Source organism: Staphylococcus chromogenes (assembly GCF_029024625.1).
Taxonomy (GTDB): domain Bacteria; phylum Bacillota; class Bacilli; order Staphylococcales; family Staphylococcaceae; genus Staphylococcus; species Staphylococcus chromogenes.
Genome location: NZ_CP118953.1, coordinates 1,112,961 through 1,139,019, shown reverse-complemented (window position 1 = coordinate 1,139,019; position 26,059 = coordinate 1,112,961). Strand labels below are relative to the sequence as shown.

Genomic DNA, 26,059 nt, shown 5'->3' with positions numbered 1-26,059 from the left:
AACAATTAGACTTATTATAACATGTTAGATATTGAGGAGTATAGCGCCTCATATTTAAAAGTATATACCCTTTCGCCTTAAGGTGGTTTACTTAATGTGTAATTCTCACTAGTAAATTGAATTGTTAAATTTTGATTCTCAGCCGTGTTATAAGTAGCTATATCTTGCTTGCTTAGTCGCTCTAAAATTTCTGGATGCGGTAACCTGTACATGTTATTTTTGCCACTTGAAATTAACGCAATTTCAGGTCGTATTGTTGCGAGAAAATTTTCTGAGGTACTCGTTTTACTACCGTGGTGCCCTACTTTTAAAATATTTATTTTAGGTATGTTATATTTTTGCCTTAACAAATCTTCATTTGCAACCGTTGCATCTCCCATTAATAGAATACGATTATTATAAATGTTTGCAAGCGTAATAATAGAGTGCTCATTCGGATTTTCACTATTTTTAATCGTAGCATTTAAAAATTGAAACTGAAATTCATCTAATTTAAGCGTTTTTAGTTCAAATGCAGAATGCAAAATGGCTTGTTCTGATTTAGTAATATCAATGACTTCATGCAACAAATCCCTATTAAAATGATGTGGATTTATAATGATATTTTTTATTGTTACTTTATCAGCGAGTTCCTTAAGTTCTCCCATATGATCCGCATGATCATGTGTAATTAACAAATAATCAATTTGCGTAATTCCTTTGGATTTTAATGTTGGATAGAGTTTCCGCTCAGTAATATTAAAATTTGAACGTTGTTTTAGATGTGGAAGTTGCCCCCCTGTATCGATAAGTAACGTCTTATGTGTGCGACTTTTAAATAATATGGCATCACCTTGACCAACATCTATGAGGATCATTTCATCAGTAAAAGAAGGTTTGAATACAATAGAAAAAAAGATAGCAATCACTGTGAAAATAAGAAAGTAACGATATTTCTTAAGATTAAGTAAAAGCATACTTATAAAACTACAAAAAGTAATTATTAAAAATCCAGGTTCCCCATAATTTGCGATTACCCAATGAAATTTAGTTAACGGCTGGAACATTTGTAATAGCGCTTCTTGGAATTGAAAAAGAGTGTTAGGTAGAATGGAAATGTTTTCTATTATATGAGGAGATATTAAATACATAGGAATGGTTAAAAATGCAAAAGGAATGATGATAAATGAATATAAAGGTACGAAAACTATATTCGTAATAATACTTTGCCATTGAATCTCATTAAAGTGATGATAGCTAATTGAAAGCGTGCCATAAAACGAAACAAGCGTTGTTTTCCATAAGACCAAGTATAGATTTTGTTTAGATAACCATTTTTGAGAAAGAATGAGAAAAAAACAGATAGTAAAAGAAAATTGAAAACCAAGATGATAATGGAGTTCGGGAGCATAAAGGGATAATGCGATGTAAGATAAAGATAAAATAGTGATCCCATTAAGTAATAGCAATTTTGAGAAAATGAGGACTATGCTTGCCATAAGTACTGCACGTTGAGCACTCGGAGCATCTCCCGCAAATATGAGATAAATGGGTAAGAGACATAAAATAATTATTTTCACGACAGCTAGAGGCATAGGCAATCGTTTTAAAATCAAATAAAGTAAAGATAATAGAATGCCTACATGTGTACCACTGACGGCAAATAAATGAGAAATCCCTAATTGACGTATAAGAGAAAGTTCATTAGGAGTGATATATTGGCTATTCCCAGTTGTAAGCGCGATAATTTTGTCTTTCCCTATTAGTTTTGAAGAGAGTAATCGTTCAGTATAAATATTTCTGAAGTATCGTATATAATCATCCCATAAGGGTTGTGAACGGTAGCATGATTGAAATGTTATAGTTTGAACATTGAAGTAATCCACTTGGCCCATATTATTAGCGGGTTTTATTTTCCCTTGAATTTTACATGTATGGGTAAAAAAGAATCTTGCGGAGGGGACAGTTTGTTTCGGCGGGTTGTATACCTTCAGTATCATCTTTTTATTGTTTGAAGTTGCTACTGTAGCATGCAGGCCTGTACGATCAATAATAGGTAACGAAATAAATTTTATACGAATTGTTGTTGGTAATTGTGAAGTTTGAGAATTACTTTGTATAAAAGATTGATTTTTGTTGATGAAGTGGTGCTCTATAGCCCCTCCCAAAATACAACTTATGATACATAACAAAGTAAGTGGCCACCGTTGATGTTTTATAAATATACTACATGTAATTATTGCGCATAAAAAACATGCAGTATATAAATGATGAATGGCAAGTTGACCGATGATAAAAAAACAAAGTATATACTGCATAAAAATTTATGTTCTTAAAATATATTTGACGATATCTTCTGGGTGAAATGGGACACGTGCATATTTTACACCCGACTGTCTTAACAATTGGAGAGCGTATGGATGATTATGATAATCTTCAGCATAATAAATTGTTTTAATGCCTGCTTGAATGATAGATTTTGTACAGTTCAAACAAGGAAAATGCGTAACATATATCGTTGCATTTTCAGTAGAAACTCCTTGTTTAGCACATTGTAAAATCGCATTCATTTCCGCGTGAATAGTGCGAATACAGTGTCCATCTTCCATTAAACACCCCTCATCTATACAGTGTACTTCTCCTGCAACTGAACCGTTATATCCGCCAGCGATGATTCGATTATCTTTAATAATTGTCGCTCCGACAGATAAACGTTTACACGTTGAGCGCAATGCTAACAAATGTGACTGAGCCATAAAATACTCATCCCATTGAATGCGTTCCATAATTTCACCTCATCTATTAAAACTTAATTTAATTATATCTTACATGTGTGCATTTCGTCACAATGTACTCAAAATTTTTGAGCTAAACTGTAAAATAATCTTTTAATTTTTCGAAAGTTTTTTCACCGATGCCTTTAATTTCTTTTAAATCTTCTACTGATTTAAATCCCCCTTTCTCATCACGATAGGCAATAATTGATTGTGCTTTTGAAGGACCAATACCAGGAACTTCGACTAAATCTGACTCTTGGGCTAAATTTAAGTTTATAGGTTGTTTTTGAGAATCTTGATTTGAAAGGGATGGAGTTATCCCCTGGGCGCTAGTCGCCTCTCCTTTCTTAGGAACGTAAATCAATTTTTGATCTATCAATTTTTCAGCTAAATTAATTTGTGATAAGTCTGCTTGTGGGAGAATACCGGCTTTTTCAAGGACGTCTTTGACACGTTGATTCGATTTCATTGTGTAAGGTTGTACTTTTTTAACTGCTCCTTTAACGTCCACAATAATATCAGTTATTTGTGCTGTTTCTTTTTCGTTTATAGTGTCAGAAGTGGCGATATTTTCTGTTAACGTTGTTGGATTAGCTTGTGCAGCATGCTCATTTGACTGAGAGGTATTGAAATATAAAAAAGTTAAAAAAATCGAAATACATACACTAACAACGAGAATACCAATCACTATTTGAGGATGTTTAAGTAAATGATTTAAACGGTGATACATAAAAAAGCCCCTTTCACATCTATACACGTGTTAAGGAGGCTCATTTCTTTATTTTGTTGCAACGAAAAAAAGACGATCGCCTTTTTCGTCATGATTGTTAATATCAAAATCGTAAAATGATTGTATATTTTTAAAACCAATCATTTTAAGCATTGATTCATATATTGCTTTTTCAAGGGTGCGTTGGAATTGGGATTCATCTATTCTTTCATAAGTTCCTAAATCTGTTTTAGTGAAAAATGTTAAATCGTGCCATACACTTAAGGGAAGTTCTCCTTCAGTTGTATGCCAAATAAGTGTAAGTTCTTCACGGTCATCCATATAAAGTTGATTATTAAATTGTGTTAACATTTTATGAGCAGAATGTACATCGAAAATAAAAATTCCTTGTTCATTCAAATGATGATAAACATGATTGAAAGTATCCATTACCTCTTCTTCAGATTGCAAATAATTCAGTGAATCACAAAAAATCGTAATAAGATCAAATGTTTGATTTAAGTTGAAATTTGACATATCACCTTGTATCCAATGCACTTCTGTTGATTTTTGTTTAGCATATTGAATCATTTCAGTGCTTAAATCCATTCCATAAACAATTGGAGCCATATGCGTTAATTTTGAGGTGAAAGTGCCTGTCCCACAGCCTAAGTCTAAAAAACTAAGAGATGGTTTATGAGGTTTGAAATGTTCCACGATTTGTAACCATTGGTCATAGGGTTGATCTGACGTTAAAACATCATAAAAAGAGCTTAATTTTTGATAAGACATTATGCTTTGACGACCTCTTCATATAAGTACATTTCGGCATCATGATATAATTTTTCTAAATTATAATGTAAGCGTTCATCTCTTAAGAATACGTGAACAACTACATCTGTCAAATCTACTAAAATCCACTTTGCTTCTTGATATCCTTCCATACGTTTTACATTAATGCCGTGTTCTTCTGCATTATCTTTCACAGCTTTTGCGATGGCTTGAACTTGTCGTTCATTGTTACCGTGACAAACAACGAAATAGTCTGCGATATCAGAAATTTGTTGCATGTTCAAAGAAACAATATTTTCAGCTTTTTTATTTCCTGCAGCTTCAACTGCAAGTGTTAATAATTCATATGCGTTCATTTAATCATCCTTTTATTTAGAATCGTTAAAGTTATAGTAATTTAAGCAATCAATAGTAGCTTGAAAAACGTTCACATCTTTTTCAACTAAATATAAAACTGTGCGCTTGGAAATTTCGTAAATTGTTTTATCTAATCCTTTGCCACCATATACCATTTCACGAATATCTTCAACACCTTTAGTCGTACGTCCAGGTTCAATATAATCCGCAATGAAAACAATTTTTTCATTTTTTGTCATATGTTTTCGACCTGTAGTGTGATGTGCAATCGCTAAAAGAATGTCCTCATCATTGATATGATATTGATGTTTCATAATAGTAGCACATACCGGACCGTGCAGTATTTCAGAACCATAACTTAATAAAGCAGAATCAAGGTCATATTGCGTTACTATTTGATACATGGATGCAAGGTCATCGTATTTACAAAAATCATGTAATATTCCTGCAAGTTCAGCTTTATCAACATCCCCTTCATATTGTTGTGCTAATTTCACTGCAGTTTCAGCTACACGAATAGAATGTTCAAATCTTTTTTTCGGTAGCTTTTCTTTGACTAGCTCTATTGCGAAAGATTTATCCATATAAACCCTCCTTTTTAATATATTGTTCCACATTAAGCGGTACCCACATGTGAATCGTTTTTCCATTTTTCCGTCGATGTCTTACTTCTGTAGAACTTATTGCCATTTCCGGCATATTGACAAATATGACAGATTCATCTTGAAACTCATGTTGCGGTGCACGATTGACTACGATAAAAGTCACAAAGGTTCTTAATTCCTCAATGTTGTACCATTTCGATAGCTGCAAATATTGATCAGTCCCTATAACGAAATAGATTTTATCGTTAGGGTGTTCTTGTTGAATGACTTTTAAAGTGTCATACGTATAGCTATCACCTTTACGTTCAATTTCATCATAACGAATTTGACCAAAACCAAGATTATGGATAACGAGTTTGAGCATTTCAATTCGATGAAAAACATCAATATTTTGTTCGTGTTGTTTTAGAGGCGATTTATAGCTCGGTAAAAAATAGAAGATATCGGGTTGTATCGCCTCGTATACCATTGTAGCCACCATCTCATGTGCACTATGAACTGGATTGAATTGTCCACCATATATGACAACTTTTTTCATTATGATGGCAACTCAATAGATTGATGGTTTTTAGACGTTTTATAAAGTACAATCATTGAACCAATTTGTTGAACAAGGTGGCTTTCTGTAGCTTGGCTTAGTTGGTGTGCAAGTTCAGTTTTATCATCTAAATTATTTTGCAAAATGTGTACTTTGATAAGTTCTCGTTTTTCTAAAGCATCTACAATTTGTTGTACCATATTTTCATTAATTCCTGATTTTCCAATTTGAAAGATAGGATCAATGTGATGTGCTTCACTTCTTAAAAATCGTTTTTGTTTCCCTGTTAAATTCATAATCGTCTCCTAATCATTATTTTGAGTTAATTGATTTAAAACTGTTGTTTTCATCGCTTCAATATTAGCATCTAGATTCGTCCATATTTTAAAGCTTTCTGCGCCTTGATACACGAACATATCTAAGCCATTATACGTGTCATATCCATTACGGCGTGCATTTTCCAAAAAAGGCGTCTCTAAAGGCGTATAGATGATATCGCAAATTAATGCGTTGTTTTTTAGTGTATCAAAAGTCAGTAGCGCTTCTTGTGAATGGTGCATACCTATAGGAGTGGTATTAATTATAATATCAAAATGGTGTGCTTTTGAACGAACTGAGGTTAAGGGCATCGCTTCAACATCAAACGACCATGTATCAAATCGCGACATCGTTCTATTGGCAACATATATAGGATACTTAGTATATTGTTTTAATTGATAAGTAATCCCTTTACTTGCGCCTCCAGCCCCTAAAACTAAAATTTTTGCTTCAGTTAATGCACCATAATAATTTTTAAGGCCTTTAACAAAGCCCAAACCATCGGTATTGTAGCCTATCCACTTTCCATTGGTAATTTTCACTGTATTTACAGCACCCATTTCACGGGCTTCTTTTGAAATATCATCTAAGTAAGGAATGATACGTTCCTTGTGTGGAATCGTTACATTAAAGCCATCTAATTGGCGATCATCAATAATATCTCTAATATGGTTAAAATGTGTTTCTGGTATACTTAATGCTTCATATCCGTAGTCTAATTGTAATGCACTAAAATTAGCATGATGCATCAATGGGGAAAGAGAATGATTGATAGGATGGCCAATCACCGCAAATTTCATTCTATGCCCTCCTTTACATAATTGATGGTCGAAGCGTCACATCAACCGATTTTGGCACCATCACACTAAATGAAGCCCCTCTGTCGATTGTAACGAAACCAAGACCAGAAATCATCACGTCTTGCTTTTCAGTATCGGTGGATAAAGTCACTTTTTTAAGTTCATCTAGTTGAAATGATTTAGAATTTGATGGTGGAGATAAAAACGTTCCTACCTTTTCTTTCCAAAGACGATCTGCGTTTTCTGTTTTAGTACGATGGATTTTTAAATCATTAGAAAAATAGCATATCAACGGTCGTTTGCCACCTGTTTCATAATCTATTCGAGCGAGCCCGCCGAAGAAAAGCGTCTGTCCTTCATTTAATTGATAAACGCGTTGTTTAATTTCTTTTTTAGGCATTATAATATTTAATTCTTTCGGTGTTACAAGGTGTGTCATTTGATGTTCTTGAATGATTCCTGGTGTATCATACATATCTGATTTTTCATCGATTGGAATGTCTATCATATCAAGTGTTGTTCCTGGTATTCGTGAGGTTGTGACAACATCTTTTTCGCCCACACTTTGTTCAATAAGTTTGTTAATAAGGGTAGATTTCCCAACATTCGTCGTACCGACAATATAAACGTCTTGTCCTTGACGATGCTTTTCGATAGTCTCCATTAAAACATCTATTCCGTAATTTTTTTGTGCAGAGATAAGCACAACGTCATCTGCAAAAAGTCCATAATTTTTAGCGGATTGGCGTAACCATTCAGTGACACGACGCTTATTAATTTGTTTAGGTAAAAGATCGATTTTGTTGGCTACTAAAATAATCTTCTTGTTACCAACGATACGTTTGATTGCGTGAATGAAGGAACCTTCTAAATCAAAAACATCCACTAAGTTAACGACGATTCCCTTTTTATCTGAAAGTTTATTTAAAAGTGTTAAAAAGTCATCGCTTTCCATGCCGACATCTTGAACCTCATTATAGTGCTTTAATCTAAAGCAACGACGGCAAATTACATCGTCTTTAAACAAACTCGATTCAGGTACATATCCAGGTTTATCTTTATCGTCTGATTGTAACGTTGCGCCACAACCGATACATTTTAATTCGTCTGTCAATTTGTTTCCTCCCAATTAATATATCCTTTTCTCTTGAAATAATGTAATAAACGACGTTCTATCATTCTATTAAGCTTCGTCGCAAGGCCATCAGAATTTTTTACTGGAACGACCATTATTGTATATAGACCGTTATGGTTTCCGCCAAAAACATCTGTTAACATTTGATCCCCAATAATGACCACTTCGTCCTTGTTTAAGCCCATTTGTTGAGTGGCTTTATTTAGTGATTTACCTAATGGCTTGCGTGCTTTGAAAATATAATCTACATCTAAATCACTAGAAAATGTTTTTACTCGCGCCTCATTATTGTTAGAAACGATAGTCACTTTAATATTTCTTTCACTTAGATTTTTAAACCATTGCTCAACGCCTGGTGTTGGGTTCGCTTCGTCCCAACCTACTAAAGTATTATCTAAATCTGTAATAACCCCTTTAATATTTTTTTCTTGTAATTTATCGAAATCAATTTCATGAATTGATTTAACGTATTGATTTGGCAAAAATAAGCGACTTATAATACCCATATTAATCCTCCACTAATTAAAGTTCATTCTTGTTATTATAGCATAAGTACTATTTATTGAATATTTCTATTCATTTAATTTTTCGAGCAAGGCGATCACCATTTGGCTTGAAGATTGTGATGCAACTTTGAGGAAGGCCTCAAATGTCATTCCTGCATCGCCATCAGCAAGATCAGAAATAGCACGTGTAACGATAAATGGAACTTTAAATTGATAGCACGTTTGGGCAATGGCTGCCGCTTCCATTTCCGCTGCCAATGCCTGAGGAAAATATTTTAATATTTCAGCTCGTTGTACATCACTTCCAATAAAGCTGTCACCAGATACGATGAGGCCTTCTTTAACAGGTTGTTTAAGTTGATTTAACACATGATTTACTTGGGTTATCAAGTGACGATTTGCATCATAGGTTTCAGGCATCCCTGGTATTTGACCCATTGCATAGCCGAAAGCGCGTGCGTCGGCATCATGATACGCCACTTTCGTACTTACAACGACATCCCCTAATGCTAAGCCAGGTTGTAGTCCACCAGCTGAACCCGTGTTAATTATTAGTTCTGGTTTAAATTGTTGGATGAGTAAAGTAGTTGAGATTGCAACATTAACTTTACCTATCCCGCTTTGAATTAATACGACCTCAGCGCCTTTTAAATTCCCTTTATAAAAAACAGTGTGCGCAATTTGTAAAGTTTCGACTTCATGCATATGTGATTTTAAAATTTCGACTTCCTCTTCCATGGCACCAATTATCCCAATCATAATTTTCCTCCTTGATGTCTCTATATTCGTTGTCAATTTTAACATAACTGTTTAGAAGATGAGAATAATTAGTCATTACAGTGTTGAGTTGTTAAATACTTTACATTGTTGTCTGAAAATCTCAAATTTCTTAGCGCTAATATTGAAGTTTTCTAACTTATTTTGAGGTTTTGGGGTTAACCCAGAAGTATATTGTATAGATAAATTGGTTTTAAAAAGCTCGAAAAAGGGCTTAAAAAAAGGTAAAGAGCTTCTGTGATAACAGAGTCCTTTACCTTTTCATGATTATTTACCTAATAGTTCTAATAGACCTTGGAAGGAATAAATACCTGTGAAAATTGTAACAAGCACTGCAATAATACCAAATACAAGCATCCAAGTCGGATGTTGGTAATTGCCAACGATACTTTTCTTTTTAGAAGCAATAAGAATCGTTGTAAGTACGATTGGTAAAATTAAACCGTTGAATGCCCCAGCAACGATCAATAATGTGACAGGTTTTCCTAAGAATAAAAATATAATAGTTGAAATAACGATAAATGCAATCACGACGTAATTGTCATGTTTGTAAATTTTATGATGTAATGTTTTAAGAAAAGTCGTACTTGTATATGCTGAACCAATGACTGAAGACATCGCTGCTGCAAACAGTACGACACCAAAAATATTCTTACCGATTGGTCCGAGCGCATGTTCAAATACAGATGCTGGAGGATTATCAGGATTCAAGACTACGCCAGTTACAACCACACCTAATACAGCTAAGAATAATAAAGCACGCATTACGCCAGTGGTTAAAATCCCGTAAATCGCTGAACGATTGACGAAAGGTAAGTAATTTTCACCTTTGATATCAGCATCTAGTAGACGGTGTGCACCAGCAAATGTAATATATCCACCAACTGTTCCACCAACTAATGTAATAATTGGTAAAACAAGAGAAGCTGGGTTTTCAGGAACAATCATGCGACCAGCAGCTTCAAGATATGGAGGATTCGTTTTAATCATAACGAATGCTACGATCGCAATCATTACAATTCCTAAGATTAATGTTACTACGTCCATCACTTTTTGTCCGTTTTTCGAAACAAAGACTAAAATTGCAATGATTGCTGTGATTGCTGCGCCTATTCTGACATCAATCCCGAAAATAGCATTTAATCCTAAACCGGCACCGGCAATGTTTCCAATATTAAACGCAAGTCCACCTAAACCAATTAAAATTGATATAAATGTTCCTAAACCTTTGACCACGCTATTAGCCACTTCTTGACCACGTAATCCAGTTACAACTAAAATACGCCAAATATTAATTTGCGCTCCAATATCTATAATGATTGATAATAAAATTGCAAATGCAAAACTTGCTAAGAATTGTTGTGTAAATACAGCAGTTTGTGTTAAAAAGGCAGGTCCAATCGCTGACGTTGCCATTAAGAATACTGAACCTAACAGGAGACGTTTATGTGTTTTTGTAAATTCGAAGTCTCCTTGGTTTTTAATTTCGTTTGAATCTTTTTTCATTCATTAACCCCCTAAAGTTACAATTTCAACACCCACTGTTGATAATTGTTTGCGAATTTGTTTAACAAATTCTAATGCGTGTTCCCCATCTCCATGTACACAAATTGTATCTGCAGAAATGTTAATTTCTTCCCCATTAATTGCAGTTACTTTTCCTTTTGTCACCATTTTAACCACTTGATCAATGGCTTCTTGCGTGTCATTAATCACAGCGTTTTCTTGCTTTCGGCTTACTAATTGGCCATTTGCCTCATAGCGACGATCTGCAAATACCTCAGAAGCAGTCTTAAGACCAAGTTTTTCCGCTTCTTCAATTAAGTAAGAATTAGATAAACCAACAAAAATGATATTTGAATCAATATCATGCACTGCTTGTGCAATCACTTTTGCAATTTTTGGATCTTTAGCCCCCATTTGATAAAGCGCTCCGTGAGGTTTAACGTGGTTTAAAGTGACCCCTTCAAGATCACAAAATAGTTTAAGCGCACCAATTTGATAAACAATCATATTATAAATTTCATCATGTGACATATCTAAATTTCTTCGACCAAAGCCTTGTAAATCAGGAAAACCTGGGTGAGCTCCGATGCCAATTTTATTTTGTTTAGCAATTTTTACCGTCTTGGCCATCACATTAGAATCCCCTGCATGAAAACCACATGCAATATTTGCAGAGGTGATAAGCGGTATCACTTGTTCGTCATTGCCAATCTTATAATTACCAAAACTTTCTCCAAGATCACAATTTAAATCTATTTTAGTCATGTTTAGCCTCCTCGAAAATTTCGTGACGATCTAAAAACTTGATGTCTACATTTTTAGCATCACCTTCATAATATGGTGGATAAGCTAAGACAGCATAAAGAAAGTCGGCTGTTGTACTAAAACCGTCAATAATCATTTCATCAAGTGTCACTTTTAATTTTTCGATTGCATGAAGTCGATTGTCCCCTTTTACAATAACTTTAGCGACTAATGAATCATAATATGATGAAACAGTATAACCACTATATAAAAACGAGTCAACACGAACATTAAAACCTTGTGGAAGATGCAACCTTTGCACAGTTCCTGGAGTAGGTCTGAACCCTAATTCTGGGTCCTCGGCATTAATACGCGCCTCTATCACGTGCCCTTGGAACGTAATATCATTTTGATGAATTTTTAATTCTCCATCTCTCATTAACAATAATTGTTGACGTACTAAATCTACGTTTGTACGCATTTCTGTTACAGTATGTTCCACTTGGATACGCGCATTCATTTCTATAAAGTAGTAGGCATCTTCAGTGACCAAAAATTCAATTGTCCCGGCACTACGGTATTGCGCTGCTCGAGCAACTTTAACCGCATCACTACACATTTGTTCTCTTTTTTCAGGTGTGAGAGCACTACAAGGAGATTCCTCAATTAATTTTTGATTTTTACGTTGTACAGAGCAATCTCGTTCTCCTAAATGTATAAAGTTCGCTTGACCATCACCGAGCACTTGAACTTCTACGTGCTTTGCAACAGGAATAAATGCTTCAACATAAACACGATCATCATTAAAATATTTATTTCCTTCACTTTTAGCTTCTTTAAAGAGACGTTCAACTTCACTTTCCTCTTTTACGATACGAATGCCTTTACCGCCTCCGCCACTCGCAGCTTTTAATACTATAGGGTAACCTAATTCTTCAGCTAATGTTTTAATCTCCTCAACAGATTCAACTGAAGAATGTGATCCGGGTATTACAGGGACACCTGCTTTGTCTACTGTTTGTCGTGCAGTGATTTTATCTCCCATAAGTTCCATTGTTCGTTTAGTTGGACCTATGAAATATAACCCTTCATTTTCCACTTTTTCAGCAAAGATAGGACTCTCTGATAAAAAGCCATATCCTGGATGTATAGCATTCGCATTTGTAATTTCTGCGGCAGCTAAAATATTTCTGATATTTAAGTAACTATCTAAAGGGTTGGCATCACCGATACACACAGCGTGGTCTGCTAATTTTACATGCAGACTATTTTCATCACCCACTGCATATACTGCTACAGATTCCATTTTCATTTCACGTAATGCACGAATAATTCGCACAGCAATTTCCCCACGGTTGGCTACTAAAACTCGATACATGACTGGACCCCCTATTTTAATTTAGCAATAATTTGATTATGTTCAATGTTCTCGCCATGATCTACTAAAATTTCAGTGATTTCACCTGCTTCGTCCGCAGTAACTTCGTTCATGACTTTCATGGCTTCGACGTAACCAATAATGTCTCCCTTATTGATTTTGTCTCCTACTTTGATGACAGGTTTTGTCAATTCTTTTTCATCTTGTAAGTAGAATGTTCCAATCATTTGTGAACGAATCACCTTTTCATCTTGTGCTTCAGATGTGTTTTCTTGAGATGGTGTAGTTTCATTTTTGCTAGCAGTTGTCGTTGGTTGTGTAGAAGTATCACCATCATAATTTTGCGCGTTGACTGCTAAATCCAATTCTAGTTCCATATCGTCATCACTATATCTAAAATGCTTAGCTCCGTATGTTTTTAACACGTTTAAAGTTTGTTCGATTTGTTTTAAATCCATGGCTTACTATCTCCTTTTAAAACATCTTTTATTTTACTTTGAGAAGGTCTAATGTTGTTTAAATATCGTTTTGGATAACGTTGTAATTTTTTTATTGCGTCTTCTAACTTTCTATTTTTTCGGTCTAATATTTCATTAGCTTCGTTAAAAGTGACCCATTCAAATTGAATGGTTTCACCTGGTCTTTTCTGTATCACATCTACAATATCAGAATCTATGACTGTGGCAATTTTAGTATATCCCCCAACAGTTTGACGATCATTTAACAAAATAATTGGATTTCCATCATTAGGAACTTGAACACTTCCTAATGCTACAGGCTCTGATATAATATCTGCGCTAGTATCTGGTTTTATAGAAGCGCCACTAAGACGATACCCCATCCGATCTGAATTTTCAGATACGCGAAATTCAATCGTTTCAATTTCTTTGATAGTTCTTTTAGAAAAAGCATCTATTTGTGGACCATCCATAATTCCTATTGGGAGGTTTCCTTTAGGGGTAAAACTTTGATAATCCGTCGCACGACCAATCAAACTATAATCTAAATTATTTGAATTTGTAGGAATAATGTCATTCTTTTTTAAAATGCGACCTTTAAATCCACCGACCGATGTTCGAGTATGCGTTGAAGCACTTCCTTCAATTTGTGGGACATCTATCGTGTTGGCAAAACCAATATATGCGCGAACGCCTTGTTTGGCCGCACCAAGTTCAAGTATGTCTCCTCTGTTCACTTTAATCACCGTTTGATGTGGTATCGATTTTTGATTTAATTTCATATCAAATGGTGCTCCTGTTACAGCAAATAAATTTTGCTCTAGAAATTGAATCGTAGGTCCAACCATCGTAATTTCAATGGCAGGTTGATTTTCAGTGTCGAGCAAGGCATTTAAAAGCTCAAAACTTGGACGATCCATTACGCCAGCTGGAGAAAAACCTTCAGCTTGGTGACCAAATCTACCTAAGTCTTGAACAGTTGAAAATAATCCTGGTTTTAAAATTTTAATGCTCATAATCTGTCATCACCCATTCTGTATAATCAATTAGACCTTTAGCTGTATATTTTTTGATATGCAAAAATTGTTCTTCGTTAATCGCATAAAATTTTATTTTATCTCCAGGTTGATATAAAATTTTAGGATCACGGTTTAAATCAAACACCTTAATAGGCGTTTGTCCAATGATTTGCCATCCTCCTGGTGAATCTTCAGGATATAAACCTGTTTGATTATTGGCAATTCCTACTGAACCGGCTGGAATTTTTAAACGTGGTTCAGCTTTTCTAGGTGTATGGAGCGCTTTATCTAAGCCTCCTAAAAAAGGAAAACCAGGCATAAATCCAATCATATAAACGAGATAAAAACTTTCGGTATGTTTCCTTACGACTTCTTCAGGTGTCAGTTTATTATGCTCTGCAACAAGGTCTAAGTCCGGTCCCCATTCCCCACCATAAAGAACTGGAATATTGATAATCTTTCTTTGTGATTGACCTTGCATATTTTCAAAATGAAATTCATTGAGTTTTAATTCTTCAATGAGTGATTCATATTTAATCTCAATACCGTCAAAATACACCAATATTGCTCGGTATGACGGTAACAGTTCTTTGATAAACGGATGTTCCAGAGAATTTATGTAATCTTTCATCGCATTGACTTGGTTAAAAGTGTACTCATTAATTTCTGGATTAAAGTAAATCATAAATGACTGTTCACTGATTTGACGACATTCCACTCACACATTCCCCTTTCTGAAAACCTTTTCAAAGGATAATTTTATCACGTTTATAATAAGCTTACAATTTCGATAGGAATAATTAATAGATATTGAAACATAGTATTTATTCATCGATAATTATGCCATCATTTTAAATTGGCTTACTTTACCCACGAGGTTTCAATTTTGTTTAATAAAAAATGAGGTTAAGTTATTCCCTTTTCAAAGGAATCTTAACCTCATGGACTTCTAGTGTTATTTAATATCTATAATTTTGATGTTCATTTCTCCACCATTTGGAAGAGGAACACGGACTTCTTCATTTAATTTTTTGCCAATTAAAGATTTTGCCATTGGTGATTCGTTTGAGATTTTACCATTAAAAGCATCTGCTTCTGCAGAACCCACGATTTGATAACTTTCTTCATCATCACCAGGAAGCTCGACAAATGTTACTGTCTTTCCAATTTGTACAACATTATTATCACCAGTGTCTTCTATAATTAACGCATGGCGTAACATTGTTTCAATGCGTTGAATATCTTGTTCAATAAATCCTTGTTCGTCTTTTGCTGCATCGTACTCTGAGTTCTCAGATAAATCCCCAAAACTACGAGCGACTTTAATTTTTTCAACAACTTCTGGACGTTTAACCGTTTTTAATTCTTCTAATTCTTGCTCGAGTTTTTCGAACCCTTCTTGTGTCATTGGATATTGTTTTTGATTTTCCATTTTTGCATCTTCCTTTAACTAATAGATTAATCTTGAGTTTGTACTAAAGCTTGAATTTTAGTTGTCATGATATCTATGGCAACTTTATTGCTTCCGCCTTCAGGAATAATAATATCTGCGAATTTTTTTGTAGGTTCAATAAATTGGTTGTGCATTGGACGCACTACATTTAAATATTGATCTACAACAGATTCCATCGTTCGATCGCGTTCTTTTGTATCTCGAATAAGACGACGTAGAATACGTAAATCGGCATCTGTATCAACATATATTTTAACATCCATCATATTACGAAGCGTTTCATTTTCAAGCGCAAATATACCTTCTACGATAATAACATCTTTAGGTTCAAATGCAATTTTTTTATCGCTTCTCGTATGAATTGTATAATCATACGTGGGTACTTCTACTGATTTACCTGCTTTTAAATCTTTTAGATTTTCGATAAGTAAGTCGTTATCAAACGCAAATGGATGATCATAGTTCGTTTTTAAACGCTCTTCAAAAGTAAGGTGTGATTGGTCTTTATAATAAAAATCTTGTTCTATAAGTGCAACACTATGGCCATCTAAATTCTTCATAATCTCATTTGTTACTGATGTTTTTCCAGATCCAGAACCACCAGCAATACCAATTATTGTCGTAGAGGTCATGCTTTATACTTCCTTTCGCATCATGTTGTTAGGATATATTGGCTGTTTAACTTTAATTTGCACAATTTGAAGTGGATGACGCGCTGCATCAAGTTCGTTACCTTCTTCATCATAAATAACATCAATCACTTGTTTAAACGTTTCAATTTCAGGCCCAAAAAATTCAACTTCTTGTCCTGGTTTAAAATGATTACGTTGTTGTATTGTCGCTATTTGCGTATCTTCATCATATGCTAATACAAGGCCAATAAAATCAAACGGTGATTTTTTAGAGGATTCGTTACCAAACATTTGCTCTTCATATCCAGGTGTTCCTTTAAAAAAGGCTGGAGCAGTGTCTCTATTGGCACATTTATCTAATTCAATAAGCCATTCAGGGTTGATTTTAAAATTATCTGGGTCAGCAGCATACGCATCGATAACTTTACGATAAACAGATACAACAGTTGCAATATAATGAATAGATTTCATACGGCCTTCGATTTTTAAAGAATCGATGCCTAAATCCATCATATTAGGAATAGATTCTATCAATTTTAAATCCCTTGGGCTCATAGCAAATGGGACGGATTGACCATCTTCAAAATATAAGTCTAATTCTCCATCATTATCTACAGTAAGTAAATCATAATCCCAACGACAACTTTGACAACAACCTCCACGGTTAGAGTCACGTGCTGTCATATGATTACTTAGTGTGCAACGACCTGAATAAGCAATACACATGGCACCATGTATGAAAGCTTCAATTTCAATATCTACTTTATCCTTAATTTCTTGCATTTCCATCGCACCTGTTTCACGTGCTAAAACAACGCGATCAAGGCCCTCTTCTTTCCAATATTCGACCGCTTTATAGTTACTTAATGATTGCTGCGTCGATAAATGAATTTCTAACTTGGGAGCAACTTTTTTACAAGTTTCAATAATAAGTGGATCAGCGACGATAATACCTGTGGCACCTGTAGATTCTAATTGTTTAAGATAAGTATCTAATCCTTCAATGTTTTCATCATGTGCAATGATATTAGTCGTAATGTATACTTTAGCGCCGTATTGATTTGCAAAATCGACGCCTTCTTTAATTTCATCGATTGTAAAGTTATCTGCATTTGAGCGTAAACCATATTCCTGACCCCCAATAAATACCGCGTCAGCACCATAATGAATGGCAATTTTAAGCTTTTCTAAGTTGCCTGCGGGGGCAAGAAGTTCTGGTTTTTTTATTTTAGGCATTGTTTTAGGCTGAGTCGCCTCCATGACCTTCATCATCATCTCTCCTATTTTTTTATTATTACAAATACATTTAGTAAACCGTTTGTTTATAGAAAAATCCTTCGTCGAACGGACGGTGCTCAGGTTGAATTTCTTCAATAGCATCAACAAGCATAAATTTTTCATCTTCGTAATCTTCTGGAGATGCATCAAATAAATCAATAGCTTTACGATATTGTTCAGTGACAACATTGATGTAATCTTCAGTGTGTAATACACCATCAATTTTAAAACTATCAATCCCTGCTTCAAATAAAGGTTCAAGTTCTTCTATCAAACAAATATCATTTGGTGACATAATATGTGTACCGTTATAATCTTCAAACACAGGGTATTTATTGTCACGTTCTTCATCGTACAATAATAATTGTGTTTCTGACTTATCGTGAGGTCGTTCAATCTTCATTTGTCTTTCTTGGAAAGTATAATAATTACCTAACAACATTCTTTTTGACTGGAACATACACGTCATACCATGAACTTGCACTTCTATCTCTACGTTGCTATTTTCTTTAATGCTTAATATTTCTTCTAAACTTAATTCTCGTGCTAGGACAGCTCGTGATGCGCCCTTTTTGCCCCAATAATTACATTGAAAATGGTTGGTTACGAGGGTTTCAGCATTCCAATGTAATGGTATTGGATCGGGTTGTTGTTTCGCTAACATCACGACAGCAGGGTCACCAAAGATGATACGATCTACACGAATTTCATGTAAAAATTGTATATACTCCTCTAATGCAGGAATATGATAATTATGAAAGATTCCATTGACAGCTACATAAACTTTTTTACCTGCTGCCTGGATTTTATGTGTTGCTTCTATTAAAGCTTCGCGATTAAATTCACCTGCTAATCTTAAACCAAATTTCTCCTCTCCGATAACAAAAGCATCAGCGCCTTTATCAATTAAAGTATCTATATGGTTTAATGACTTAGGTGTCACTAATAACTCAGTCATTTGAATACTCCTTTATAGAAATAGCTAATCCATCATCCATATTTATAAAATTAGTTGAAAAATGATTTTGTTGGACAAGCCATTCATTAAATTTCTTAACCTTTTTTACCATCTGCTTCACATTTCTACTTTTTACAATATCAATATTTGCTACAAACCCGTGATAAAGCACATTATCAGTAATAATGACGCCACCTTCTGGTAATAAATCTTGATAAAGTTCAAAGAATTTTTGAGATTGTGCTTTCGCAGCGTCGATAAAAATCATATCATATTGTCTATCATTAACGGCGTGATATGCTTGTAGAGCGTCTTGTTCAATTAAGCGAATTTGAGATTCATAACCAAATTGATTAAAGTTTTCTCGTGCTAATTGAATCATTTCTTCATTACGCTCTATAGTTGTAACATGAATGGAAGGATCAATAGATGCGAAATGCATACTACTGTATCCTATTGCGCTACCAATCTCTAATATATTTTTAGGTTTTTTTAATCGGATTAATTGCAAAATTAAATCTAATGATAGCTGGTCTATGATGGGCACTTGGTGTTCTTCTGCATAAGTTCGCAATGTATTCAAGGGCGTATCATGAGATTGAATACTTAAAAAATAGTGCAGATTTTGATCTTGCATTTACGTTCATCCTTTTCTTTTATAGGAATACATCAAAAAATAAACCAGTCATTTTGACTGATTTGCTCAATGCCATTATAATTGTAGGTTTGTTTTAAAAAGAATCGAAAAGTGTGTAACTATTATCTATTCTTGAAAATACTTCTTAGAATTATACCATAAGTCATAATATTTTTTAACAACGATTTTCATGTAAATGCATTTAGTATTCATAAAACAACTCTTATATCTTCATCTTCAAAAATTTTGATTAAGTGGCATTTTAATTCAATTCGCTAAAGAAAATCATGGGTTAGTAACCTCTAATACAAGCATTTTTGACATATAAGAAGCCAGGACCTTCGCCCTAGCTTCTTAGTTTGTCATATACATGCACTTTATTATTCTTCAACTTCATCAAGATTTGTGTTTACGACTTCTTCGATAATATCCCATTCTTCATCTGTTTCAACAGGTAAAAATTTGCCACCTTCGCCTGTCTCATCGGGTTGGTTAATCATAGGAATTAATTCGATTAAATCCTCATCGTCAGCTTGTGCGCCTTCTTCAGCAAGAATAACATAGTTTTTATCAAATCCAGGGTGATAAAATTCAAGCATTTTACGATATAAGACTTCGTTACCTTCTTCATCGAAAAGAGTAAGTAACTCCTCGTCATTTTTAATCTCAATTTCGTGGTTTTTTTCATTTGTCATAATATGCGCTCTCCTTAATTTAAAGAATCTAAATATCCTTGTAAGATAAATACTGCGGCCATTTTGTCAATGACTTTTCTACGTTTTGCTCTTGAGACGTCAGCTTCTAAAAGCGATCTTTCTGCTGCCATTGTACTTAGTCTTTCATCCCACATGATAATTTCAAGTGAAGGTAACGCTTGTTGAAGGGCTTCTTTATATTTAATAGAAGCTTCACCGCGAAATCCAATAGAATTATTCATATTTTTAGGTAAACCGATTACAACAGTTCCGACGTTTTCTTTTTGAATAATTTGAATCAAGCTCTCCAATCCGAGCTGGTTTTCCTGTTCGTTAATATGGAGTGTATCTAAACCTTGTGCTGTCCATCCCATCAAATCACTAATGGCGACACCTACTGTTTTACTTCCAACATCAAGACCGATGATTTTATGTTTAAGCATTTGAATCCTTTTGATGATTTTTTAGATAAAAAGAGACAAGTTCTTCCATAATATCATCGCGATCAATATGTCTTATTTGGTTTCGTGCTTCATTGTGACGAGGAATATAGGCAGGGTCTCCTGATAGTAGATAACCTACAATTTGGTTTACTGCGTTGTATCCACGTTCCTCTAAAGTGTGATATACGTTATTCAATACGTATTCGACATTTTCTTTAGGGATGTCTTCATAGTTGAATTTCATCGTTTTGTCAAAGTTTTCCATCTCAAAACACTCCTTAAACCATATTGTATTACACTCTTATTTTACACGAACATACTGTTTTTTATATTGTTTTAATATAGTCTTTAATGAATTGTAATGCAGTTGTTATCTTTTCAGGTTCAGTGCCGCCACCTTGAGCCATATCTGGGCGTCCACCACCTTTACCTCCTACAATAGGCGCCATTTCTTTAATAATGTCCCCTGCTTTGATTTTACCAGTCAATGATTTTGGTACAGTAGCAATTAATGAAACTTTACCGTCAACTTCGCTTGCTAAAATGATAACTGTTTCTTGTATGCGTGATTTAAAATCATCCATAGTTGAGCGTATGGCTTTAGCATTGTCGACATTTACTTCACTGATTAATACCGGGATATGATTAATTAATTCTACTTTATCTTCTAAATTACCCATTTTCAAGTGATTGATTTCTTTATTTTTAAGTTCTAACGTTTGTTGTAAAGATTTTTCGTGTTCTTGCAGTTGAGTCACTTTTTCATAAACTTGATCATCTGATTTGGCTTTTACACTGTCTTTTATTTGGTTAAAGCGTTCTAAATATTTTTCTAAATATAAAAAGGCTTGTTGACCCGTTACAGCTTCTATACGTCTTACGCCTGCACCTGTTCCAGATTCACTTGTGATTTTAAATAGTCCTATTTCAGAAGTGTTTTTAACATGTGTACCCCCGCAAAGTTCCTTAGAAAAAGGTCCCATATCAACGACACGTACAATATCACCATATTTTTCTCCAAATAATGCCATTGCGCCTTCTTTTTTAGCATCGTCAATGCCCATTTCTTTGATTTCTACATTGACACTTTGCCAAATTTCTTCATTTACGCGTTGCTCTACAAGTTGTAGTTCTTCATTAGTCATTGGTGCGATGTGTGAAAAATCAAAACGTAAGCGATGACTGTCGACCAATGATCCTGCTTGATTAACGTGTGAGCCAAGAACTTGTTTTAATGCAGCATGGAGTAAGTGGGTTGCACTGTGATTTTTCATAATGGCTTTACGCGCATTTGCATCAACTGAAGCGTGAACTTGTGCCCCTTCGCTTACCTGTCCAAATTTAATATAGCCTGTATGCAAGTGTTGACCATTAGGCGCTTTAATAACTTCTGTAACTTCTATTTCAAAATGGTCATTTGTGATTGTCCCTTTATCAGCAATTTGTCCCCCACTTACAGCATAAAATGGAGTCTTGTCCATAACAAAATGAATTGTTTCTTCCGCGTTTGCTTCATTTGTACGCTCACCATTTAAAAGGATATCTGTGAGGGTACTTTCAGATTGTAATGTATCATAGCCGACAAAAATACTTTCTGTATGAATAGACTTAAGCACATCGTTTTGTACTTGCATAGATTGACTATTTTGTCTTGCTTTTCTTGCACGTTCTCGTTGTGCATCCATATGAGTATTAAAGCTTTCCATATCGATAGTTAAACCTGCATCACGTGTGATTTCTTCTGTTAATTCAATTGGAAAACCATAAGTGTCATAGAGTTTAAATGCATCAGAGCCGTCAATTATACGATTTGAATCTTTTGCTTTTTCAATAAGTTGATTTAAAATTGTCAACCCTTCTTCTAAAGTTTCATGAAACCGTTCTTCTTCTGATTTAACAACACGTGCAATAAACGCTTCGTTTTCTTTAACATTTGGATAATAAGGTTCCATAATAGTAGCTACGATATCAACTAAACGGTATAAAAAGGGTTCATTAATATTTAATGTTTGGCTAAAACGTACAGCACGACGAAGTAAACGGCGTAAGACATAGCCTCGGCCTTCATTCGCTGGTAATGCACCATCAGATATAGCAAAAGCAATTGTTCTAATGTGATCGGCAATCACTTTAAAGGCAACATCATGTGTTGGATTTTCTAAATAACGTTGACCAGAAATTTGTTCAACTTCTTTCATAATCGGCATGAATAGGTCGGTCTCATAATTGGTACGCACATTTTGTGAAATGGAGGCCATACGTTCAAGACCCATGCCCGTATCAATGTTTTTACTTGGTAGGGGTGTGTAAGAATGGTCTTTATTATGATTATATTCACTGAAAACTAAATTCCATACTTCTAAATAGCGTTCATTTTCCCCGCCAGGGTACATCTCTTCAGCTGGATCATCTTTACCATAGTCTTCGCCACGATCATAAAAAATTTCAGTATTAGGTCCAGAAGGTCCTTCCCCAATATCCCAAAAGTTACCTTCAATACGTATAATGCGATCTTCGCTTAATCCAATTTCATCATGCCATAATTGATAGGCTTCAGTGTCTTCAGGATGAATTGTAACGTAAAGACGATCAGTTTCCATTGCCATCCATCTTTCGCTCGTTAAGAATTCCCAAGCGAAAGCAACGGCCTCACGTTTGAAATAATCTCCAATGGAAAAGTTGCCTAACATTTCAAAAAAAGTATGGTGACGCGCTGTAAACCCAACATTTTCGATATCGTTTGTTCGTATGGATTTTTGTGCATTTACAATTCTTGGTTTTTTTGGTACTTCACGTCCATCGAAATATTTCTTTAATGTTGCGACACCTGAATTAATCCATAATAATGAATCGTCATCAATAGGCACAAGAGGTGCTGACGGTTCTACCATATGTTCTTTTTCAACAAAAAAGTCAATAAACATCTGACGTATTTCACTAGCTTTTAATGTTTTCATCTCAAATCAACTCCTAAACAAAATAAAGACATTCGTCTCTCAAAAGGGACGAATGTCTCGCGGTACCACCCTAGTTATGATAAAAATTATCATCACTTTAATGCTATTCACGTTATAAATATATAGTAGCGTTCAATGGATTCATTCGTACATCTCAGCAATAGTACGTCTCTGTGAAATGAATTAGCCATCTACTCAGTTATATATTGAATTAAGTCTATTATATTAAGCCTTTTCAGCGTTGTCAATTTCTAAAAAATCGTAAGGCGTCACATTCTCCATATTAATCATAGGATTAATTTGAAACATAGTGGCTTCTGTAAGTTCAACATTTTCATTTTGTACTTCTTCTGTAGAAAAGTATTGTTCTAAAAAGCTTTTTTCACGAGTTAATCTTACTTGGCCTTCTGTTTTTAATCCGAGATTAAATGCATCCGCGTCTCCTAAAAACACTAATGATTGCTTCGCACGTGTGAGACCCGTATATAAAATGGGTTTTTGCAACATTCTATAATATTGTTTGACAATAGGCATAATGACTATCGGGAATTCTGAACCTTGTGCTTTATGAATTGATGTGCAATAGGCATGTGTCAACTCGGTTAAATCTGATTTTAAATAAGTAATTTCATTGCCTTCATAGTCCACGACAACGACGTCTTTGTTTAGCGCATTTTCCTTAGCCCAAAAAATACCTACAATAACTCCGATGTCGCCATTAAATACATTGTCATTCGGACGATTGACAAGTTGTAATACCTTATCGCCTTTTCGAAACAAGACATCACCAAACTGAATTTCGCGTTGCTCAGATGTATCCAAAGGGTTCAGTATTTCTTGAAGCACTTTATTCAATCGATGAATCCCTGCATTTCCTCGGTACATCGGAGCTAATACTTGTATATCAGACATATCATAGCCTTTTGAAACTGCATTTGTTACCACTTTACGTACCACTTCTGGTATTTGATCGACATGACAAGGGATGAATGAACGATCATGAAACCGTTCAGTAATATCAACAGATTGACCTGATTTCATACGATGCGCAAGCGCAATGATACTTGAACCATCCTGCTGACGATAAACTTCTGTTAAATTGATACGTGGGAGTGTTTTTGAGGCAATTAAATCTTTAAACACTTGCCCAGGCCCAACAGATGGGAGTTGATCTTCATCACCTACCAAAACAACTTGTGCATCATTAGGAACTGCTGCCATAAATTGGTGAAACAACCAAGTATCGACCATTGACATTTCATCTATAATAATAAGTTTGGCAGAAATTTCATTATCCAATATATCTTCAGGTTTGGTTTCTTGATTCCAACCAATTAGACGGTGAATGGTCATAGCCTCCAAGCCAGTCGCATCGTGTAGTCGTTTCGAAGCCCGACCCGTCGGTGCTGCTAAAACAATAGGATAATCTTCTTCGGTATAGTCATCGTAATCTAAAGAAATCCCGTGTAAAGCAGCATACAGATAAACAATCCCTTTTATTACAGTGGTTTTACCTGTACCAGGCCCACCTGTCAAAATCATTATTTGATGCTTCATAGCGGCTTCTAACGCCTCTTTTTGTGCCTCGGCATATGACACACTATTTGTTTGCTCGATTTCACCAATATGCATCTGAATATCCGATTGATCAAACACTTCGAGGTGTAGTTGTTGTTGCATCATTTTATAAATATTTTGAGCACTCTTTAATTCTGAATAATAAAGGCTAGGAATTGCAATATTTTCGTGATCATCAACGAGACGGTTTTCTTCTACAAGTTGAGTTAACACTTCTTCAATTAAAGTGGTGTCAATAGGCACCTGACTATTTTTTGAAAGAAGTTGCAATGACTCAGTCACTAAAGTTTCCTTAGGCAAGTACGTGTGTCCCTGTTTAATACAGGTGTCTTCAACGACAAATTGAATGCCTGCTTTTAAGCGATTGGGGTGATGTTCTGAAATGCCCATTTGATTTGCCAATTGGTCTGCTTTTTGAAAGCCCACGCCTCGTATATCATAAACAAGTTGGTAGGGATTTTGATTGAGAATGTCTAAAGTATCACTTTTATAAAACTTGTAAATATCCATCGCAAGTTTTGCACCAAACCCTAATTCATTCAGACGCACCATAATTTGTTCGCTTTCTTGATTTTGAAAAACTTGGTCTGCGATTTGCGATTGCTTTGTTTTTGACAATTTGGGCACCTTTTCAAGAACAGATGCATCTTTAAGAATCGACTGAATTGCATTTTCACCTAACGTATCTACAATGGATTCTGCAGTTTTTTTACCAACGCCCTTGAAAAGCCCACTTGATAAATATTGAATTACCGCTTCTCTCGTTTGCGGAAGCACTTTCTGGAACGTTTCAGCTTTTAGTTGTTTCCCATACTTAGGGTGATCAGTGATTTGCCCCTTGAACGTATAAGTTTCACCTTCAACAATATTTGGAAAAAACCCAACTATCGTCGCCGTCGTATCAAAGTCCTCATTAGAATCCTCAACTTCAACTTTGAGCACTGTGTAATAATTGTCGTTATTTTGAAATAAAATGACATCAATATTCCCTTTAACATACGACTGCTCAAATAGTGTTGGGTTTTCCACA

At 34.8% G+C, this 26,059-nt stretch carries 28 protein-coding genes; all 28 read right to left on the bottom strand.

The window, feature by feature from the left end; all coding sequences use genetic code 11:
• Positions 1-77: 77 nt before the first annotated feature.
• The 28 genes from PYW36_RS05565 to recD2 all read right to left on the bottom strand — a co-directional run bounded on the left by PYW36_RS05565 (position 78) and on the right by recD2 (position 26,058).
• Positions 78-2,171 carry a DNA internalization-related competence protein ComEC/Rec2 gene (locus tag PYW36_RS05565; protein WP_107520542.1) on the bottom strand — a complete coding sequence of 698 codons (2,094 nt, stop codon included), beginning with the start codon at positions 2,169-2,171 and terminating at the stop codon, positions 78-80.
• A 132-nt stretch (positions 2,172-2,303) separates the two neighbouring features.
• Positions 2,304-2,765 carry a ComE operon protein 2 gene (locus tag PYW36_RS05560; RefSeq protein WP_037574083.1) on the bottom strand — a complete coding sequence of 154 codons (462 nt, stop codon included), beginning with the start codon at positions 2,763-2,765 and terminating at the stop codon, positions 2,304-2,306.
• An 82-nt stretch (positions 2,766-2,847) separates the two neighbouring features.
• A complete protein-coding gene (locus PYW36_RS05555) occupies positions 2,848-3,486 on the bottom strand; it encodes a helix-hairpin-helix domain-containing protein (protein WP_103158622.1) in 639 nt (212 codons plus the stop codon).
• A gap of 48 nt (positions 3,487-3,534) precedes the next feature.
• Positions 3,535-4,257 carry a class I SAM-dependent DNA methyltransferase gene (locus PYW36_RS05550; RefSeq protein WP_172458438.1) on the bottom strand — a complete coding sequence of 241 codons (723 nt, stop codon included), beginning with the start codon at positions 4,255-4,257 and terminating at the stop codon, positions 3,535-3,537.
• The gene (rsfS, locus tag PYW36_RS05545; protein WP_103158624.1) at positions 4,257-4,613 is read right to left on the bottom strand and encodes a ribosome silencing factor; all 357 of its coding nucleotides are present in this window, start codon (positions 4,611-4,613) and stop codon (positions 4,257-4,259) included. Before rsfS ends, PYW36_RS05550 begins: the two co-directional genes overlap by 1 nt.
• Positions 4,614-4,625: 12 nt before the next feature.
• Entirely contained in the window at positions 4,626-5,198 is a 573-nt protein-coding gene (gene yqeK / locus PYW36_RS05540) for a bis(5'-nucleosyl)-tetraphosphatase (symmetrical) YqeK (protein WP_037574093.1), read from the bottom strand.
• Positions 5,191-5,757 (bottom strand): nicotinate (nicotinamide) nucleotide adenylyltransferase, encoded by a 567-nt coding sequence (gene nadD / locus PYW36_RS05535; protein WP_037574096.1) that lies wholly within the window; start codon positions 5,755-5,757, stop codon positions 5,191-5,193. The genes yqeK and nadD overlap by 8 nt, the downstream gene beginning before the upstream one ends.
• Positions 5,757-6,053, bottom strand: a complete 297-nt coding sequence (yhbY, locus tag PYW36_RS05530; protein WP_037574099.1) for a ribosome assembly RNA-binding protein YhbY — start codon at positions 6,051-6,053, stop codon at positions 5,757-5,759. The genes nadD and yhbY overlap by 1 nt, the downstream gene beginning before the upstream one ends.
• A 9-nt stretch (positions 6,054-6,062) precedes the next feature.
• Positions 6,063-6,875 (bottom strand): shikimate dehydrogenase, encoded by an 813-nt coding sequence (aroE, locus tag PYW36_RS05525; RefSeq protein ID WP_037574102.1) that lies wholly within the window; start codon positions 6,873-6,875, stop codon positions 6,063-6,065.
• A 13-nt stretch (positions 6,876-6,888) separates the two neighbouring features.
• Positions 6,889-7,989 (bottom strand): ribosome biogenesis GTPase YqeH, encoded by a 1,101-nt coding sequence (gene yqeH, locus PYW36_RS05520; protein WP_037574105.1) that lies wholly within the window; start codon positions 7,987-7,989, stop codon positions 6,889-6,891.
• Entirely contained in the window at positions 7,986-8,516 is a 531-nt protein-coding gene (locus PYW36_RS05515; protein ID WP_037574108.1) for a YqeG family HAD IIIA-type phosphatase, read from the bottom strand. Before PYW36_RS05515 ends, yqeH begins: the two co-directional genes overlap by 4 nt.
• A 66-nt stretch (positions 8,517-8,582) precedes the next feature.
• A complete protein-coding gene (locus PYW36_RS05510; RefSeq protein WP_037574111.1) occupies positions 8,583-9,275 on the bottom strand; it encodes a 5'-methylthioadenosine/adenosylhomocysteine nucleosidase in 693 nt (230 codons plus the stop codon).
• A 285-nt stretch (positions 9,276-9,560) separates the two neighbouring features.
• The gene (locus PYW36_RS05505; protein WP_037574114.1) at positions 9,561-10,799 is read right to left on the bottom strand and encodes an NRAMP family divalent metal transporter; all 1,239 of its coding nucleotides are present in this window, start codon (positions 10,797-10,799) and stop codon (positions 9,561-9,563) included.
• 3 nt (positions 10,800-10,802) lie between these two features.
• A complete protein-coding gene (gene pxpA / locus PYW36_RS05500) occupies positions 10,803-11,564 on the bottom strand; it encodes a 5-oxoprolinase subunit PxpA (RefSeq protein WP_037574117.1) in 762 nt (253 codons plus the stop codon).
• On the bottom strand, positions 11,557-12,921 hold the full coding sequence (locus PYW36_RS05495) for an acetyl-CoA carboxylase biotin carboxylase subunit (protein ID WP_037574120.1): 1,365 nt from the start codon (positions 12,919-12,921) through the stop codon (positions 11,557-11,559). The genes pxpA and PYW36_RS05495 overlap by 8 nt, the downstream gene beginning before the upstream one ends.
• 11 nt (positions 12,922-12,932) lie before the next feature.
• Positions 12,933-13,379 carry an acetyl-CoA carboxylase biotin carboxyl carrier protein gene (locus PYW36_RS05490; RefSeq protein WP_103159032.1) on the bottom strand — a complete coding sequence of 149 codons (447 nt, stop codon included), beginning with the start codon at positions 13,377-13,379 and terminating at the stop codon, positions 12,933-12,935.
• Entirely contained in the window at positions 13,370-14,395 is a 1,026-nt protein-coding gene (locus tag PYW36_RS05485; RefSeq protein ID WP_037574127.1) for a 5-oxoprolinase subunit C family protein, read from the bottom strand. The genes PYW36_RS05490 and PYW36_RS05485 overlap by 10 nt, the downstream gene beginning before the upstream one ends.
• Positions 14,385-15,116: a 5-oxoprolinase subunit PxpB gene (gene pxpB / locus PYW36_RS05480; RefSeq protein ID WP_037574130.1), complete on the bottom strand. Its 732-nt coding sequence runs from the start codon at positions 15,114-15,116 to the stop codon at positions 14,385-14,387. The genes PYW36_RS05485 and pxpB overlap by 11 nt, the downstream gene beginning before the upstream one ends.
• 237 nt (positions 15,117-15,353) lie before the next feature.
• Positions 15,354-15,830 carry a transcription elongation factor GreA gene (greA, locus tag PYW36_RS05475; RefSeq protein WP_037574133.1) on the bottom strand — a complete coding sequence of 159 codons (477 nt, stop codon included), beginning with the start codon at positions 15,828-15,830 and terminating at the stop codon, positions 15,354-15,356.
• A 26-nt stretch (positions 15,831-15,856) separates the two neighbouring features.
• Entirely contained in the window at positions 15,857-16,483 is a 627-nt protein-coding gene (udk, locus tag PYW36_RS05470; protein ID WP_037574136.1) for a uridine kinase, read from the bottom strand.
• 3 nt (positions 16,484-16,486) lie between these two features.
• Positions 16,487-17,752 (bottom strand): peptidase U32 family protein, encoded by a 1,266-nt coding sequence (locus PYW36_RS05465; RefSeq protein ID WP_037574139.1) that lies wholly within the window; start codon positions 17,750-17,752, stop codon positions 16,487-16,489.
• A gap of 37 nt (positions 17,753-17,789) precedes the next feature.
• On the bottom strand, positions 17,790-18,719 hold the full coding sequence (locus tag PYW36_RS05460; protein WP_037574142.1) for a peptidase U32 family protein: 930 nt from the start codon (positions 18,717-18,719) through the stop codon (positions 17,790-17,792).
• Complete coding sequence (locus tag PYW36_RS05455; RefSeq protein WP_037574145.1) at positions 18,712-19,356, bottom strand: O-methyltransferase; 645 nt, start codon at positions 19,354-19,356, stop codon at positions 18,712-18,714. The genes PYW36_RS05460 and PYW36_RS05455 overlap by 8 nt, the downstream gene beginning before the upstream one ends.
• A 380-nt stretch (positions 19,357-19,736) precedes the next feature.
• The gene (locus PYW36_RS05450; RefSeq protein ID WP_103159033.1) at positions 19,737-20,051 is read right to left on the bottom strand and encodes a DUF1292 domain-containing protein; all 315 of its coding nucleotides are present in this window, start codon (positions 20,049-20,051) and stop codon (positions 19,737-19,739) included.
• 14 nt (positions 20,052-20,065) lie between these two features.
• Positions 20,066-20,494: a Holliday junction resolvase RuvX gene (gene ruvX / locus PYW36_RS05445; protein WP_037574153.1), complete on the bottom strand. Its 429-nt coding sequence runs from the start codon at positions 20,492-20,494 to the stop codon at positions 20,066-20,068.
• A complete protein-coding gene (locus PYW36_RS05440) occupies positions 20,487-20,759 on the bottom strand; it encodes an IreB family regulatory phosphoprotein (protein WP_037574156.1) in 273 nt (90 codons plus the stop codon). Before PYW36_RS05440 ends, ruvX begins: the two co-directional genes overlap by 8 nt.
• A 61-nt stretch (positions 20,760-20,820) precedes the next feature.
• The gene (alaS, locus tag PYW36_RS05435) at positions 20,821-23,451 is read right to left on the bottom strand and encodes an alanine--tRNA ligase (protein ID WP_103159034.1); all 2,631 of its coding nucleotides are present in this window, start codon (positions 23,449-23,451) and stop codon (positions 20,821-20,823) included.
• Between the two features lie 225 nt (positions 23,452-23,676).
• Entirely contained in the window at positions 23,677-26,058 is a 2,382-nt protein-coding gene (recD2, locus tag PYW36_RS05430) for an SF1B family DNA helicase RecD2 (RefSeq protein WP_103159035.1), read from the bottom strand.
• Position 26,059 lies beyond the last annotated feature (1 nt).